Origin of the sequence: Streptomyces chartreusis (assembly GCF_008704715.1) — a bacterium.
In the GTDB taxonomy this organism is placed as follows: domain Bacteria; phylum Actinomycetota; class Actinomycetes; order Streptomycetales; family Streptomycetaceae; genus Streptomyces; species Streptomyces chartreusis.
In genome coordinates, this window is record NZ_CP023689.1 from 2013767 (window position 1) to 2029484 (window position 15718).

Annotated in this window: 14 protein-coding genes; 1 reads left to right on the plus strand and 13 read right to left on the minus strand. The window is 72.4% G+C overall.

Annotation, left to right across the window (positions count from 1 at the left end):
* Window positions 1–73 precede the first annotated feature (73 nt).
* The 5 genes from CP983_RS08400 to CP983_RS08420 form a co-directional block, all read right to left on the minus strand.
* Window positions 74–2734, minus strand: coding sequence for a hypothetical protein (locus tag CP983_RS08400; protein ID WP_150499134.1), 2661 nt, complete (start codon window positions 2732–2734; stop codon window positions 74–76).
* Complete coding sequence (pstS, locus tag CP983_RS08405; RefSeq protein ID WP_150499135.1) at window positions 2734–4497, minus strand: phosphate ABC transporter substrate-binding protein PstS; 1764 nt, start codon at window positions 4495–4497, stop codon at window positions 2734–2736. Before pstS ends, CP983_RS08400 begins: the two co-directional genes overlap by 1 nt.
* A 62-nt stretch (window positions 4498–4559) precedes the next feature.
* Entirely contained in the window at window positions 4560–5822 is a 1263-nt protein-coding gene (pstA, locus tag CP983_RS08410; protein ID WP_150499136.1) for a phosphate ABC transporter permease PstA, read from the minus strand.
* Window positions 5823–5824: 2 nt separating this feature from the next.
* A complete protein-coding gene (gene pstC / locus CP983_RS08415; protein WP_150499137.1) occupies window positions 5825–6880 on the minus strand; it encodes a phosphate ABC transporter permease subunit PstC in 1056 nt (351 codons plus the stop codon).
* On the minus strand, window positions 6877–7293 hold the full coding sequence (locus tag CP983_RS08420; RefSeq protein WP_150499138.1) for a hypothetical protein: 417 nt from the start codon (window positions 7291–7293) through the stop codon (window positions 6877–6879). The genes pstC and CP983_RS08420 overlap by 4 nt, the downstream gene beginning before the upstream one ends.
* Before the next feature lie 283 nt (window positions 7294–7576).
* On the opposite strand from CP983_RS08420, the gene CP983_RS08425 reads away from it, so the two are divergent.
* Complete coding sequence (locus tag CP983_RS08425) at window positions 7577–8077, plus strand: DinB family protein (protein WP_150499139.1); 501 nt, start codon at window positions 7577–7579, stop codon at window positions 8075–8077.
* 48 nt (window positions 8078–8125) lie between these two features.
* Here CP983_RS08425 and CP983_RS08430 read toward each other — a convergent pair whose 3' ends face one another.
* From CP983_RS08430 to CP983_RS08465, 8 genes are all read right to left on the minus strand, one after another.
* The gene (locus tag CP983_RS08430) at window positions 8126–8632 is read right to left on the minus strand and encodes a GNAT family N-acetyltransferase (protein WP_150499140.1); all 507 of its coding nucleotides are present in this window, start codon (window positions 8630–8632) and stop codon (window positions 8126–8128) included.
* 227 nt (window positions 8633–8859) lie between these two features.
* Window positions 8860–9366 (minus strand): O-acetyl-ADP-ribose deacetylase, encoded by a 507-nt coding sequence (locus tag CP983_RS08435; protein WP_150499141.1) that lies wholly within the window; start codon window positions 9364–9366, stop codon window positions 8860–8862.
* A 38-nt stretch (window positions 9367–9404) separates the two neighbouring features.
* Window positions 9405–10592: a cytochrome P450 gene (locus CP983_RS08440; RefSeq protein ID WP_150499142.1), complete on the minus strand. Its 1188-nt coding sequence runs from the start codon at window positions 10590–10592 to the stop codon at window positions 9405–9407.
* Window positions 10589–11977, minus strand: a complete 1389-nt coding sequence (locus tag CP983_RS08445; RefSeq protein WP_150499143.1) for an alkaline phosphatase family protein — start codon at window positions 11975–11977, stop codon at window positions 10589–10591. Before CP983_RS08445 ends, CP983_RS08440 begins: the two co-directional genes overlap by 4 nt.
* Window positions 11974–13131, minus strand: a complete 1158-nt coding sequence (gene eboE, locus CP983_RS08450; RefSeq protein ID WP_150499144.1) for a metabolite traffic protein EboE — start codon at window positions 13129–13131, stop codon at window positions 11974–11976. The genes CP983_RS08445 and eboE overlap by 4 nt, the downstream gene beginning before the upstream one ends.
* Before the next feature lie 6 nt (window positions 13132–13137).
* Window positions 13138–13992, minus strand: a complete 855-nt coding sequence (locus CP983_RS08455; RefSeq protein ID WP_150499145.1) for a TatD family hydrolase — start codon at window positions 13990–13992, stop codon at window positions 13138–13140.
* A gap of 2 nt (window positions 13993–13994) precedes the next feature.
* On the minus strand, window positions 13995–14726 hold the full coding sequence (locus tag CP983_RS08460) for an EboA domain-containing protein (protein WP_189748504.1): 732 nt from the start codon (window positions 14724–14726) through the stop codon (window positions 13995–13997).
* Window positions 14727–14855: 129 nt separating this feature from the next.
* Window positions 14856–15716 carry a sugar phosphate isomerase/epimerase family protein gene (locus tag CP983_RS08465; protein WP_150499146.1) on the minus strand — a complete coding sequence of 287 codons (861 nt, stop codon included), beginning with the start codon at window positions 15714–15716 and terminating at the stop codon, window positions 14856–14858.
* Window positions 15717–15718 lie beyond the last annotated feature (2 nt).

Here is a 15718-nt window from a genome sequence, read left to right on the forward strand (position 1 = left end):
CGGGCGGTGGTGCCCGGCGCGGTGATTCGGACAGTTCGTTGGCGCGGACCTGTCGGTGTGTCGGGTGCGGGCATCACCTCCCTTCGCCGGTGGCCGACTTGCCCCTGGCCCGCCGGTCCGCGACCGCTGCGGCCAGTCGCGGCACGGCCCGCGGCAGCAGGGGGCCGCCGACGGCGGCGGCGAGCCCGGTGACCAGGGCGATCAGCAGGGCGTAGCGCACGGCGCCGAGCGCCCACTTCGGGGTGCGCAGCAGCGGGCTGTCCGGGGCGGAGGCGGCGGCCGGTGCGGTGGACGGGGAGCCCGAGGGAGTGCCGCCGCTCGCCGCGGCGGACGGGGAAGCCCCGGTGCCCCCGGCACCACTCGCACCGGCCGACCCGCCCGCGGACCCGGCGCCGCCGTCGAGGGCGGCACCCCCCGAGCCCGCCGCGGCGACGCCGCCCGCGTCCCCGGAGCCGAAGCCCCCGGTGCCCGAACCGCCCGCCGAGCCCCCGCCGGAGGCGGAGCCCCCGGTCGTCCCGCCCGGTGCCGCGGCACCGGCCCGGGAGGCGATGGCCTCGGCGGCGGCACGGGTACGGCCCCGTACCTCGGCCGGCAGCGGCGCGTACCCCTCGGGCAGGGTGCCCGCGGCGACCCCGGGCCGCTGCCCGTCCCCCGCCGCGTAGTTCAGCAGGGCCGCGTAGTCCCGGCCCTCCTCCCTGGTCAGCTTCTCCGGCACGGTCGCGGCATAGCTGAGGAGGGTGAGCGGATAGGCGTCGCGGTTCCTGGTGGCCGGATCGGCGATCTCCACACCGTCGGCCCCGCTCGCCCTCATCGCCGCCTGCCCGGCGAGCAGCCCCCGGGTGTCGGGGGCGACGAACCGGCCTGCGGCGTTCTGGAGCCTGGCCGTCACCAGGCCGTAGCGCGCAGCGGTCGCCGTGTCGGTGAGGGCGAGGACGGCGCGCCGGCCTGCGGGCTGCGGCGGGTTCTTCTTGTAGCCGGGCGGAGTCGCGGTGTTGTCCCAGTTGGTGCGGGCCAGGGTGTCGCCGCGCGCGGCGGCGCGGGCCGCGGAGTGCAGGTCGGTGGCGTACGGGTGCTTGTCCTGGATGCACAGCGGGTGGTCGGGGTGGTCCTGGAACTGCTGGCAGAACGGGTCGCTCTTCGGGAACTCCTCCCGCGGCAGCTCCATGTCCTCGTAGTGCGGGTTGACCTTCATCCCGGAGAAGGCGGGATCGCCGTACCGGCCGGTGTCGTCGGCGGTGCCGCCGAGGAACTCCCGGGCGGCCGGGTCCTGGCGCACCCAGTTCCACAGCTCCCATGTCGCGTCGGCCAGCGCCTCCGGCACGAGCGCGTCGCCGAGGCTGCCGCCGAAGCTGAGGTCCTTGTAGCCGGGGTTGTGCCTGACGAACTCGGGGTCCGTGGCCAGGTTGAACGGATTGGCCAGCGTGCTGGGCGCGAGCCGTGAATTGCCGTCCTGGTACGACTCGGTGAGCAGTTTGGCGACCAGTCGTGGGGTGAGATTCAGCGAGGTCAGCCGGGCTCCGTCCCGCGCCTTCACGGCGGCGGGCGCGTTGAACCCGGCCTGGCTCTCGATGAAGAACCCGAGGGTCAGCCCCGACAGCGCGACCGGCGCGTAGACGGGCCGCTGCCCCGCCGGCACCTGATCGCCGGTGGCCGGACGTCCGAGGAAGACCAGTCCCGGCGAGCCCGATACCAGCTTGGCGCGCGCGGTGTCGTCGGTGACCTGGGCGTACCCGTAGATGGTCCGGCTCGCGGACTGGCACAGGGCGGGCTGCCAGCGTGTGACGACCTCGGCGACGATCTCGTTGCCGAGCGTGCCGCGTTCGTCGGCGCCGATCGGGCAGAACCGCCCCATCGGCTCGAAGCCCAGCGGCACGACGAGCCGGTGCTTCCAGTTGCTCGCGCTGAGCGGCGAGGACTCCAGCAGCCCGCTGGACCGGGTGGTGTACGGGGTGCCGTCGACCTCGCTCCGCCCGCGCGGCACGACGACCAGCCAGCACTTGCGCCCGGCCGTGGCTCCCGAGGCCCCCGCGGGCACCTCGCCGCATCCCAGCCCGGGTGCCTCGAGACCCGTCTGCGCCTCGAAGTAGACCTCGCCGGTGCCGTCGGGTCCGGTGCGGGCGTACGGCACCTCGTTGGAGGTGTTCACGTCGTAGAACTCGTTCCAGTTCCCCTTCGTGATCACGTCCCCGGTCACGGACCGGAACGGCACGTACGAGATCCCGGTCCCGGACGCCGGCGGCAACTCCTGCGCCGGGTCCTTCAGCCCGCCGTAACTGAGCTGCCGGGTGTTGGTGTACGCCCCCGCGGCCTGGCTGCCGGCACCCGCGCCCAGCGCGGAGGACCCCCCGAACTGACACTGCGCGGGGTCGGGCCCACCGCTCGCGTCACCCCAGCACTGCATGATCTGGAGGTAGTCGGCGGCGTAGGTGGTGTCCGAGACGGTGGGAGCACCGCCCTTCCAGGACACCCGGACGACCTGATTGACAAGGTTACGAGTCTGACTGACCGTCACCTTCAGTCCCCCGTAGGGACCTTCTCCGGAGACGGTCACGGCGGAGGAGGAGTCGGCGGCGGAGGCGGGCCCGGGCGAGACGAGCACCGCAGCGCCGATCACGGAGAGCAGGGCGACCGCGACGGCCGTCGAGGTGGCGACGAACCGACGTACAACGCCCCTGAGGGGCGCGGGGAACTGCGCGACCAGCCCCCACGGCGCAGCAGACGAAAGACGACCCATCACAGCGAAGCGCCCCGCTTGAGTCGCCGACTGAGCAACGGAGGCCCAACCGTGATCGCCAGCAGCAACCCACCCGCCAGCACCATCAACGCCGTACGCGTACCCCCGCCGATCCCTCTCGACGTACTGACAGGCTGGGCAAAGGCATCCACCCCGGTCCCGCCGCCCGCAGGGCCCCCCGCTCCGATGACCTGCCCGGTGTCCGGATCGACCGACGCACCCCCACTCGCGGCAGGTGCCCCGGACGCACCCCCGGTCCCGGCGCCGCCGGACCCTCCGGTCGCCCCCGCGGCCGTACCGCCCGTCCCGGCGCCACCGGTCCCTGCGCCGCCGGACGCGGCGGCCCCACCGGTGCCGCCCCCGGACGCGGAACCGGCTCCGCCGCCCGAACCGCCGGTCGCGCCACCGCCGGAACCGCCGCCGCCCGAGCCACCGCCGACCTGGGTCGGCGCCTTGGCCCCACCCGTCCCGGTGGCGCACTGGGACGCGCCCTTCTTGTCGCAGGAGGGCGGATAAGGAGCGGTCCTGACGAGCGTGTTCGTGCCGTCCGGGGAGAACGTCGGGTTGTTGCACTTCTTGATGTCGACGCTCTCGACGTCGACGCCCGGGATCCTGCGGACCTGCTTCAGCCCGGCCTGCACGAGGTTGATCGGCAGCGGCGAGTACCCGAGGCTGTCGACGCGCTGCTGCCCCTGGCAGAGGAAGTAGTACGAGAAGGCACCGAGCGTCTTGCCCTTCTGCGCGTTGAAGTTCGACTCCAGCTTGGTCGGGATGATCATGTAGCTGTAGCTGGAGAGCGGATAGCTGCGCCGGTCGCTGTCGTTGTAGACGCGCTCGAGCTTCTGGGTCAGATACGCCGGCGAGGCGGCGTTCTCCTCGATGTCCGCCTTGGTCAGCGCCACCGCCACGTTCTTCGCGGTCGGCTCGACGTAGTACCCGGCCCGGTTGAGCACCTTGGCGACCGGGAACCCGGTGGTGTACACGGCGTAGGAGTACTCGACGTACGTGATCGTGCCGACGTTGCCGGCCTGTGCGACATAGCCGGAGACGCCGTTGGAGCCCGACTGGCCGACGAAGCCGGCGCCGGACACGACCGGGTAGCTGGAGGTCGCCCCGCAGGGTGTGGTGCGGCCGGCCCGGCGGCAGTAGGAGTCCCACAGCGAGGGGTACTGCTTGCTCATCCAGGTGGTGAACTGGGCCGTGGTGCCGGAGCCGTCGGAGCGGACCACGGGGACGACGCGGCGGGCGGGCAGCGCATTGGCGAGCGCCGGGTTGTCGGCCTTGATCGCGGGGTCGTTCCAGGTCCTGATCTGCCCGGTGAACATCTTGGCGATGACGTCGCCGGACAGCCGCAGGTTGGTCACCCGGCGGCCGCCGATGGTGAGGTTGTACATGAACGACGTACCGCCGGCCACGATCGGCATGTACGCGTACTTCCGGGACGGCGGCGAGTCGACGACGCCCGAGTCCTTGATGCCGTACGGGATTTCGGAGACGGCGTAGTCGACGGTGCCGTTGCGGAACTGGTTGCGGCCGTCGGAGGAGCCGGTGCCGTTGTAGTTCACGGTCATGCCGTACTGCTTGACGTTGGCCCGCCACTGGTCGAGCGCGTTCTGGCTCCAGGTGGAGCCCGCGCCCGAGATCGGCACGTAGGTCGCGGCGTTCGCGGGCACGGCGCCGACCAGCAGGGCGGCCAGGAGGACGAGGGCGGTCACGGCTCTCGTACGGAGGCGTGCGGAGGTGGCCGGAGGTGATCCGGGCATGACGGGGAACTCCAGGTCGGGGTCGGTGATGCGGCGGGTGTGGCCGGGGGGTGCGTCAGGGATTACTCGGGGGCCGGCCCCGGGGCGGTGTCGACGGGTGGCGGGGAGCCGGTGCTCGGGGAGCCGGCGGGCTGCCGGGGCCTGAGTCCGGCGCGCCTGCTCATGCGCTCGGCGTCGCGCCGTGAGGCGAGCACTCGCCGGTGGCGCTGATTGCGGGTCAGCTCGCCCGGGCCGCGCCCGCCGATCACCCGGGCCAGCACGAACAGCAGCAGGACCAGGGCCATCAGCAGCGCGGCGGAGCCGAACCCGCGGGCGATGAAGGAGGGCTGGGGCGAGCGCACCAGGTCGAAGGTGGCCAGCGGCAGCGAGATCTGCGGGCCGTTGAGCGGATCGGCGTTCAGGCCGGCGTTGACCCCGGAGGTGAGCAGCACCGGGGAGGTCTCGCCGATGCCGCGGGCGGTGCCCAGGATCACGGCGGTCGTGAGCCCTGAGCGCGCGGTGGGCAGGACGACCGTCCACACCGTCCGCCAGCGGCTCGCGCCCAGCGCGTACGACGCCTCCCGCAGCGAGCCCGGCACCAGCCGGATCACCACGTCGGCGGCGCGGATGACGATCGGCAGCATCATCACGCCGAGCGCGAGCGCGGCGGCGATGCCGGACTTGTCGAAGCCGAGGATGAGGATGACGGTGGCGTAGATGAACAGGCCGGCCACGATCGACGGCAGGGCGGTCATCGCCTCGACGATGGTCCGTACGAAACGCGCGTAGCGTCCGGGCACTTCGTTGAGGAACACCGCGCAGGCAAGCCCGAGCGGCACGGTGACGGCCAGGGAGATGGCGATCTGCTCCAGCGTGCCGACGATCGCGTGCACCACGCCGCCCTCGCTGAGCGGCTCCAGCGGGCCGGTGCCCGACATGTCCTCGGTGAAGAAGCCGATGTGGACGAGGGCCGACCTGCCGCGCCACAGCGTGTACCCCACGACCAGTGCGAGCGAGCCGAGCAGCAGCACGGCGAGGCTCTGCCACAGCACGGCGGTGACCTTGTCGCGTACGGCGACGGAGTTCTCGTCGAAGGAGACGAGCACCGCGTACAGCGCGAGGAACAGCAGGTACGCGACGACGACGAAGCCGAGGACCGAGTCGAACGGGGCGATCCACACGAACAGCAGCGCCGTGAACGACACCCCTCCCGCGGCGGCGCCCGCGAGGGCGAGCAGGTCAAAGGCCTGCACCGAGGAGGTGTTCCGGCGGACCTCGGGGGCGCTGTCGTGGTCCTCGGCGGCCGGTCGCACGGTCGCGGGTTCCTTGAGGAGCTCGGTGGTCATGCTCAGGCCTCCGTTCCGGCGCCGGAGCGGCTGCGGGCGGCGATCGAGGACGCGACGAAGTTGACGACGAGGGTCAGCAGGAACAGCGCGAGCCCGGCGGCCATCAGGGCCGACATGCCGAACTCGCTGGCGGAGCCGTAGCGCAGGGCGATCAGCGCGGAGACGGAGTTGGCGCCGTTCTGCAGGACGTGCCACTGCACGGAGAACACCGGCGAGATGATCATGTAGACGGCGATCGTCTCGCCCAGCGCCCGGCCCAGGCCCAGCATGGTGCCGCCGATGATGCCGCCCCGCCCGTACGGCAGGACGACCGCGCGGATCATCCCCCACCGGGTCGCGCCCAGCGCCAGGGCGCCCTCGCGTTCCCCGGGCGGCGCCTGCGAGAAGGTCTCCCGCATCACCGAGCAGGCGATCGGCGTGACCATCAGCGCGACGACGATGCCGGCGATGAACGTGGAGGAGGTGTAGACGGTGGTCGTCTGGAGCGGGTCGCCCGGGTCGACGCCGTCGACCGCGAAGACCGGGATCCAGGAGAAGTAGGTGGCGATCCACCGGGACAGCCCGACGACCTGGCCCTGGAGCAGGAAGAACCCCCACAGCCCGTACACGACACTCGGCACGGCGGCCATGAGGTCCACCAGGCTGATCAGGGTCCGCCTCAGCTTCCGGGGCGCGTACTCCGAGATGTAGAGCGCGGTCCCGAGGGCGAGCGGTACGGCGATACAGATCGCGGTCACCCCGATCAGCACCGTGCCGGTGAGCACGGCGGCGATGCCGAAGCGGCGCGAGTCGGGCTCCCAGGCGGAGGTGGTGAGGAACGACCACTGGGCGACGCCCAGCGCCTGGGACGCGCGGTAGGTGAGGAAGACGCCGACCAGCAGCATGATCGCCAGGACGACGGCCCCGCTGCCGCGCAGGACGCCCTGGAAGAGGCGGTCCACGGGTTCGGTCCGGCCGCGCGGTGCGCGTCGGGCGCCGCCGTCGTCGGGACCGCCTTCCGGGCCCGGTTCGGGCGGGGGTCCGCAGGGCTGCCCGAGTCCGGGTACGACGGCACTCATCGCACACGCGTCCCGGCACGCCGCCGTGCGCCGGCCCCTCGCGACGGGGGTGGCAGCGGCTCTGCCAGCTCTGCCACCTGGACCGTGTTGAGGAACTGGGCGAAGTTGTACTGGCAGTCCCGCTGTCGCTGATAGCGCCGCCCCGCGACCGCGACGGCCCTGCCGTCGATCTCCAGGCGCCAGCTCCAGCCGCCGGCCGCCTCCGTCGTGGTCAACAGCACCCTGGCGTCGGAGATCCGCTCTCTCAGCCACAGCACCGCGGCCCGGCACTCCGTGAAACCGGCGAACGACTCGGCGCTGCGCCCCAGTTCACGGTGATTGGATCCGACCAGCCGCCAGCCGACCGACTGATCCTCCTCGACGGGTCTCTGCGGTGTCCCCCAAACCACATACAAGAACCGCGACGAAACCATGGAAACCACCCCCTCTCCACTCCACCGGATGGGCTGTTTTTCGCCGGCAGCGAAGAATCACCCAAAGCGCACTGAGAGTCGCGGACTTGTGTGCGATCTGTGTTCACGGCTGAGTAAAGGCCGAACGGAGGGTAAATGAACGGCAGAGGCGGCACGGTCAGGAGAGGCGGGCGGGGCGTGGTACCGGCGGTGGGGTCCCCCTTTGTTGCCGTAACCGCAACATTCCGTGCCGGGGCGCCGGGTGCCTGGCCACACTGGCCGTCCGCCGACACCGGGAGACCCGATGAGCAGCACCGCGCGCCGCACCCGCCGCCGTGACAATCCGCCGCCCCGGACCGGAGGCGGCGAGAGCGAGGTCCTGCGCGGGTTCCTCGACTACCTCCGCACGTCGGTCGCCGCGAAGGTCGAGGGCGCATCCGAGCCACAGGTGCGCACCGCCGCGGTGGCGTCGGGGACGAACCTGCTCGGCCTGCTCAACCATCTGACGTTCGTCGAGCGTTCCCTGTTCCTCGGGGAGCACGTCCCCGACTGGAAGGCGACCTTCCGGGCGGCGCCGACGGACAGCGTGGCCGATGTCGTGACCCGGTACCGCGACGCTGTCGCGCGTGCGAACGAAGTGCTCGACGGGTGCGCCGACCTGGGTGCGCCGCTTCCCCGGCCGGGGTCGGACCGCCCCGGTCCCGGCGTCCGTTGGGCCCTTGCCCACATGATCGAGGAGACCGGGCGTCACGCGGGGCACGCGGACATCCTGCGGGAGCTGATCGACGGCTCGACCGGCCGCTAGACGGCCGGTGGGGCGGAGGCGAGGTGCCGCCCCGCCCCACCGGTCGGGTCAGATGCCGAACGGTGCGGCGTAGCGCACGGTTCCGCCGGGCAGCGGGTGGCCGGCGTCCAGGGCGAGGGCCATCAAGGCCTCGTCGGGGACGTCGATGGTGAGGCCGATGCCGTGGGCGGAGGCGCGGGTGAAGCCGAACCGGGGGTAGTAGGCCGGGTGCCCCAGGACGACGACGTGGTGCTCGCCCATGTACCGGGCGGCGGCGAGGGCGGCGCGGACGGCCGCGGAGCCGGCGCCGGTCCTCTGCCACTCGGGCCGGACCGCGCAGGGTGCGAGGCACAGGGCCGGCACGTCGCCGATGTGGCACCGGGTCAGCAGGGCGAATCCGACGGGGCGGCCGTCGTCGTCGGTGGAGACGAGGGACAGGCCCTCGATCCAGGAGGGGTCCTCGCGCAGCGCGTCGACGAGGTCGGCCTCTTCCGAGGTGGGGAACGCGGCGAGGTTGATGTCACGGACGGCGCGGATGTCGGCGCTAGTCTCGGCGCGGGTGATCCAGTTGCGCATGATGGATGGGGATCCGTTTCATGGTCGTGTTCGGGTGGGCGCCCCGCGAGCTCACGCTCCCGGCGAGGGCGGACAGGCTGAGGTCAGGCCACGGCCCGGGACGTGAGGGAGACCCGGACGCTGCACACGGTGGCCCTGCGCGCGGTCATCAACCCCACCTCCCTGATTTCTCGGCTCCTGATCGAACACGACCTGGTGGCAGGATACGGGACGCCTCCCCGGGAGCGTCAGCCCTGCTGTGCGAACGCCTCGTAGGCCCGGTCGTCGAACAGGACGAACCGCACCTCCTCGACGGAGGTCGGCGTGTCCCGCACCGTCTCCGTCGCGATCCGCGCCGCGTCGTCCATCGGCCACCGGTACACGCCGGTGGAGATCGCCGGGAAGGCGACCGTGCGGGCGCCCAGCTCGTCGGCCACGCGCAGGGACTCCCGGTAGCAGGAGGCCAGCAGCGCCGAGCGGTCCTCGGAGGCCGACCAGACCGGGCCGACCGTATGGATCACCCAGCCGGCGTCCAGGTCCCCCGCGGTCGTCGCGACCGCCTGACCCGTGGGCAGGCCCTTGCCGTACTGCGAGGCGCGCAGGTCCCGGCAGGCATCGAGGATCGCCGGGCCGCCGCGGCGGTGGATGGCGCCGTCGACTCCTCCCCCGCCGAGGAGGGAGGAGTTCGCGGCGTTGACGATCGCGTCGGCCGTCTCGCGTGTGATGTCGCCCTGCACGAACCTGATGGTGGTCATGACTGCCTCTATAGCAGGGCGGTACCGCCACCGCAGGTTCACCGCCAGGCGACCGGCAGCGAGCGCACCCCGTGGACCGTGCTGGTGGACAGGCCGAGCGAGTCCGACGGGGCCGTCAGGTGCAGCATCGGGAGCCTGCGGAACAGGGTGGCCAGGCCCAGGCGGAGTTCGGCGCGGGCCAGGGCCTGGCCGAGGCACTGGTGCAGCCCGTGCCCGAAGGCCAGGTGGCCGGACGCGTCGCGGTGCACGTCGAGGTCGTCGGGTCCGGTGTACCGCGCCGGGTCGCGGTTCGCTGACTGCAACGCCACGACCACGCCCTCCCCCGCCCGGATGCGGACCCCGGACAGCTCCACGTCCGCCGTGGCGATCCGGCGGATCCCGGAGTGGATGACGGTCAGATGGCGCAGGAGTTCCTCCACCGCCCCGGGCCACAAGGACTCGTCCGCGCGCAGCGCGTCCAGTTGGGCCGGGTTGTGCAGCAGGGCGATCACGGCGAGCGGGAACATGTTCGCCGTGGTCTCGTGGCCGGCCAGCAGGAGCAGGGAGACCATGCCGGTGGCCTCGTCGAGCGTGGCCTCGCCGGTCGCCACGCGCTCCGCGGCCAGCCGGGAGATCAGGTCGTCGGCGGGGTCCTGCGCCCGCCGTTCGATCAGGGCGCGCAGATAGCCGTAGAGCGCCGTGCGGGCGTTCATCGCCTCGGCCGGATCGCCGGCGACGCTGGTGAGGGCGTTGGATTTCTCGCGGAAGAAGCCGTGGTCCTCGTAGGGCACGCCGAGCAGTTCGCAGATGGCGAGGGTGGGCAGCGGCAGCGCGTACGACGCCACCAGGTCCGCCTCGGTCGTGCCGGCCGCTGTCATCGTGTCCAGCAGGTCGTCGCAGATCCGCTGGATGGCGCCCTCCATCTGCTCGATCCGCCGAAAGGTGAAGTCGGGGATCAGCATGCGGCGCAGCCGGGTGTGGTCCGGCGGGTCCATCTGGTGGAAGAGGCCGGGGGCCTGGGGCGGGGCTCCGGGGCGGGTGTGGGGGAAGTCGGGGTGATTGGCGTCCGCGCTGAAGCGGGGGTCCGCGAGGACCGTGCGGGCGTCCTCGTGACGGGTGATCAGCCAGGGGCTGTTGTCGCCCCAGATCGTCACCCGGCTGATCGGCTCCTCGGACTGCCACTTGGCGTATTCGGGGGCCGGGTCGAGCAGGGGGCGGACCGTGGGGAGGGGCGGGTGGGCCGTCATTTCTCGGTTCCTTCGGTGTGCGGGTCCGCGAGGGCGAGGAGCAGGGACTTGACCTCCGTGGCCGCGTAGGCCTCCCGCGCCCGGTCCGGCCGCGAGCACAGCAGTACGGGGCCGTCGGCGGGGTCGGCGGGCAGCCGGCCGTGGCTGCCGCGGACGCCGGACGGGTCCAGCGGCACCGTCTTGAGGCGGTAGCGGAAGCCGAGCTTCTTGCGGGCGACCTGGCCGACGGCGCGCAGCTTCACCGCGGGGACCGTCTCGTCGTAGAGCAGCTCGGCGGGGTCGTAGCCGGGCTTGCGGTGGATCTCGACCTGGCGGGCGAAGTCGGGGGCGCGGTCGTCGTCGAGCCAGTAGTAGTACGTGAACCAGGCGTCGGGGTCGGCGAGGGCGACGAGTTCGCCGGAGCGCTCGTGGTCCAGGCCGTGGGCCGTCTTGCCCTCGGCGTCCAGCACCCGTTCCACGCCGTCCAGTTCGGCGACGAGCTTGGCGACCGCCTCGGTGTCCGCCGGGTCACGGACGTACACATGGGCGATCTGGTGGTCGGCGACCGCGAAGGCCCGGGAGGTCCACTGGTCGAGGTACTCCATGCCGTCCTGCGTGTACACCTCCAGCAGGCCGGACCGGCGCAGGGCCCGGTTGATGTCGACGGGGCGGGAGGCGGGCGTGATGCCGTACTCGCTGAGCGCCACGACGGTCGCGCCCTCGCGCAGGAAGTGGTCGAGCAACGGGCGCAGGGCGTCGTCGAGCCGGCGGGCCGCCTCGGCGGTCGCGTCCGAGTCCGGGCCGGAGCGCTGGGGCTCGTAGTCCATCTGCGGGATGTAGACGAGGGTGAGGTCGGGGCGCTTCTCGTCGAAGACCTGGCGGGCTGCGGCGAGGATCCACTGGGTGGAGGGCATGCCGGCGCCCGGGCCCCAGTAGGTGAACAGGGGGAACGGGCCGAGCCGGTCGGTGAGTTCGTCGTGCAGGGCGGGCGGCCAGGTGTAGCAGTCGGGTTCCTTGCGGCCGTCGGAGTAGTAGACGGGGCGCGGGGTGACCGTCCAGTCGACGTCGGCGCCCATCGCGTACCACCAGCAGATGTTGGCGACCTTGTAGTCGGGGTTCGACTTCCGGGCCGTCTCCCAGATCTTCTCGCCTGCGACGAGGGCGTTGTGCTGGCGCCACAGCATGACCTCGCCGAGGTCGCGGAAGTACCAGCCGTTGGCCACCGCGCCGTGGGTGGAGGGGGGTTCACCGGTGAGGAGGGTGGACTGGACGGTGCAGGTCACGGCGGGCAGCACGGTGTCGAGCCGGGCCTGGAAGCCGCGTTCGCCGAGGGCGGCGACGGACGGCATGTGCTTCAGGAGCTTCGGGGTCAGGCCGACGATGTCGAGTACGACCACACGGTTCATGACGGGTCCTCCTTGAGGCCGAGGCCGGTGAGCCGGTCGCGGGCCCAGGCGAGTTCGGCGGCGATGCCGCCGGGCAGGTCGGCGGGCGGTTCGGGCAGGACGGACCAGGTGTAGGTCTCGACCTCGATGTGTGCGCAGTCGGCCGAAGGGCCGCCCAGCAGTCCGGCGAGAACCTGGTCGAGCTGGGCGGAGGTCGTACGCAGCGGCGGTTCGGGCCGGGTGTGCAGCGGGGCGTGGAAGTGGACGCGCCAGGGCCCGCCGGCATCGGGGAGGCCGCCGCCGAGGGCGTCCGGCAGATCGTCCACGCCGAGGACGTCGCCGTCGGCCGTCGTGCGGGTCTGGTGCAGGAACCGGGGCTCGGCGAGCCGGTGCAGGGCCGCGCGGGCGTCGGGGTCGGCGGGGCGGGCGGCCTCCACGGCGCAGGACGCCTGGAGCTTGACGACGGGAAGACCGGCCTCCGCGAGCCGGTGCAGCGCGGCGGCCGGGTCCTCGAACTGGACGGCGAGATGGCAGGCGTCGAGACAGACGCCGAGCCGGTCGGGATCCAGTCCGCCCAGTTCGCGTACCGCCTGGGTGGTGGTCTCGACGACGCATCCCGGTTCCGGTTCGAAGCCGACGCGGATACGGCGGCCCGTCCTCGACTCCAGCGCGGCGAGCCCGGTGGTGAGCCGGTCCAGCGCCCGGCGTGCCTCCTCGGCGCGGTCGCGGGGCCACGGCGCGCGCCAGGCGAGGGGCAGGGTGGAGACGCTGCCCTGCCGGACGTCGTCCGGGAGGAGGGCGGCGAGGACGCGGGCACAGTCGAGCGTGTACTCCAGGCGGGCCTCGTCGGCCCAGTCGGGCAGGTACACGTCCTTCTTGACGACCTCGCGGTGGAAGCCGGCGTACGGGAAGGCGTTGAGGGTGACCGTCTCCAGGCCGCGCGCCCGCAGCTCGCTCCTCAGCCGCCCCAACGCGCCCGCGTCATCGACGAGTTCGCCGACGACGCCGCGGGCCAGCCACAGCCCGATGCCGAGCCGTCCGGTCCCGAGCCGCTCACGGACGGGCTCGGCGTGGTCGGCGAGCTGGGCGATCACGCCGTCCAGGTCCTCCGCCTGGTGGACGTTGCTGCAGTAGCCGAGGTGGACGGTGCTGCCGTCCGGGTGCAGAAAGCGCATCGGATCTCACGCTCCCCCGCGGCGTATGGAGTTGCCCTCGAAGGTCGCCGTCTCGTCGGGCTCGGGTTCCTCCAGCTCCAGCCGCCCGCTCTGCCCGTAGAAGGCGACCGGGTTGCGCCACAGCACCTTGTCGACGTCGTCCTCGTCGAACCCGGCGGCGAGCATGGCGTCGGCGGTCCGCCGTGTCTTCAGCGGATCCGAACGCCCCCAGTCGGCGGCCGAGTTGACGAGCATCCGGTCGGTGCCGTGCTCCTTCAGGATCTCGACCATCCGGTCCTCGCTCATCTTGGTCCTCGGGTAGATCGAGAACCCGGCCCAGCAGCCGCTGTCGAGGACCACGCCGACGGTGAGCTCGTTGAGGTGGTCGAGAACGACGAGTTCCGGGGCGATGCCCGATTCCCGTACGACGTCCAGGGTGCGGCGCGTACCGGCGGCCTTGTCGCGGTGCGGGGTGTGCACGAGGGCGGGCAGCTCGTGCTCGACGGCGAGCCGGAGCTGGCGGGCGAGCGCCTCGTCCTCCTGCGGTGTCATCGAGTCGTAGCCGATCTCACCGACGGCGACGACCCGGTCCTTGGCGAGATAGCGGTCGAGTTCGTCGAGGACGGGGAGGCAGCGGGGGTCGTTCGCCTCCTTCGGGTTGAGCGCGATGGTGCAGAAGTGCTGGATGCCGAACTGGGCGGCCCGGTGCGGCTCCCAGCCCAGCAGCCCGTCGAAGTAGTCGTAGAAGCTCTCGGGCGAGGTACGGGGCTGGCCCAGCCAGAAGGCGGGCTCGACGACGGCACGCACCCCGGCCGCGTACATCGCCTCGTAGTCGTCGGTCGTCCGGGAGGTCATGTGGATGTGGGGATCGAAGATGCGCACGGTCAGTCCTCTTCCTCGAGTACGTCCGCTTCGTTGGGTACGTCGGCTTCGTTGGGTACGTCGGCGCCCGGGCCCATGAGCGCGGGTGCGAGCGCGGTGCCGATGACGTCCGGAAAGGCACGCACGACGGGCCGGATGTCCGGGGGCACGTCCCGTCCGGCGACGATCCGCTCGTGCGCGAAGTCGGCGAGCATCCGGGCCAGTTCGCGATCGGCGCGGGTGTCGAGGCCGCTGACCCGGGCGAGCGGGATCTCGCAGAACACGCACTTCAGTACGGCCTGGCGGTACTCGGCGTCCGGGAGGTGCGCGGCGGCGTACGGGCCGAGCGCGGCCTCGATCAGGGTGGTGTCGTTGCCCCGCAGGGCCTCCCGGACCAGGGGCAGCGCGAGGTCGCCCAGGTCGAGCAGCGGCAGGGTCCGAAGGACCGCACGCTGTTCGGCAGGGTCGCCGTGCCGATGGAGCCGGCTGACCTCGTCGGCGAGCGCCCGCCCGCTCAGGGGCAGCGCGTTGAGCAGTACGGCCCGGGCGGCCTCGTCGACGGTCCAGTACGGGGTGAGGCGACCGCGCCCGCAGCGCCGCCGGACGGCCGGGAACAGACGCCGCACGGCGCCGGGTTCGGCGGCCACCTCGGCGGCACCGCCGTCGAGCCAGGCACGGGCGGCGGGGTCCAGTACGCCGGCGAGGGCGGGGCGGGGGTCGGGTGGGGGCGAGGGGGAAGCGTTCGTTACGGCCATGGGGGGCGACTTCCGGCTAGTGGGGAGGGGTTGAGCCGTGATGCGGGTGATCGGAACCGAGGGGGAGGTCCGAGCCGGAACCGATGTGGGACCTGACCCGGACGAGGTCGGGGGCCTGCGGTGGTGGGGCTAGAGATCGGCGGCGGCGCGTTCGGCCGTGCGCAGGTAGTCGATCGAGCGGCGGGCGACCTCGGGCGCGTCGAGCGAGCCGCCCTGGATCTCCACGGAGACCAGTCCGCGACGGTCGAGGTCGCGCAGAGCGGCCAGCACGGCCGGGAAGTCGATCTCTCCGGAGCCGAACTCCAGATGCCGATGGACCCCGCGCCGCATGTCCTCGATCTGCACGTTGCGCAGGAGGGGCGCGGCCAGGCGGACGCACTCCAGCAGTGGCTGCTCCTCCACGCAGTGCGCGTGGCCGATGTCCAAGGTGACCCCGAACAACGGGTGCCCACCGACGAGTCGGGCGAGCCGCAGACATCGCTCGACGGTGTCGACGAACATGTACGGCTCCGGCTCGAAGGCCAGCGCCACCCCGTGCTTCTCTGCGCTCTCCAGCACCACCCCGACGCCTTCCGCGAGCCGCTTGAAGGCGTCCTCCTCCGGCAGCCCCTCCGGTGCCGGGCCGCTGCACAGGTGCACGGTGGGCGAACCGAGGTCGGCGGCGATGCGCAGGGCGCGGCGCAGCAGGTCGATCCTGGGCTCGGAGCCGTCCGACATCAGCGTGGGCAGGTGCTTGCCCCAGGGGTCGAGGAAGAAGGGCGCGCCGGTCTCCACTGTCACGTCCAGCCCGAGCCGGTCGAGCTGCCGGGCGAGCGCGGTGACGCGGCGCGGCAGGTCCTCGGCGTACGGGTCGAGGTGGTTGTGGTCCAGGGTGAGCGCGACGCCGTCATAGCCGAGGTCGGCGAGGACGACGAGGACGTCGGCCAGCCGGTGATGCGTGAAGCCGTTGGTGCCGTAGCCGAACTTGAGGGGCGTGGGGGGAGGTCTCATGC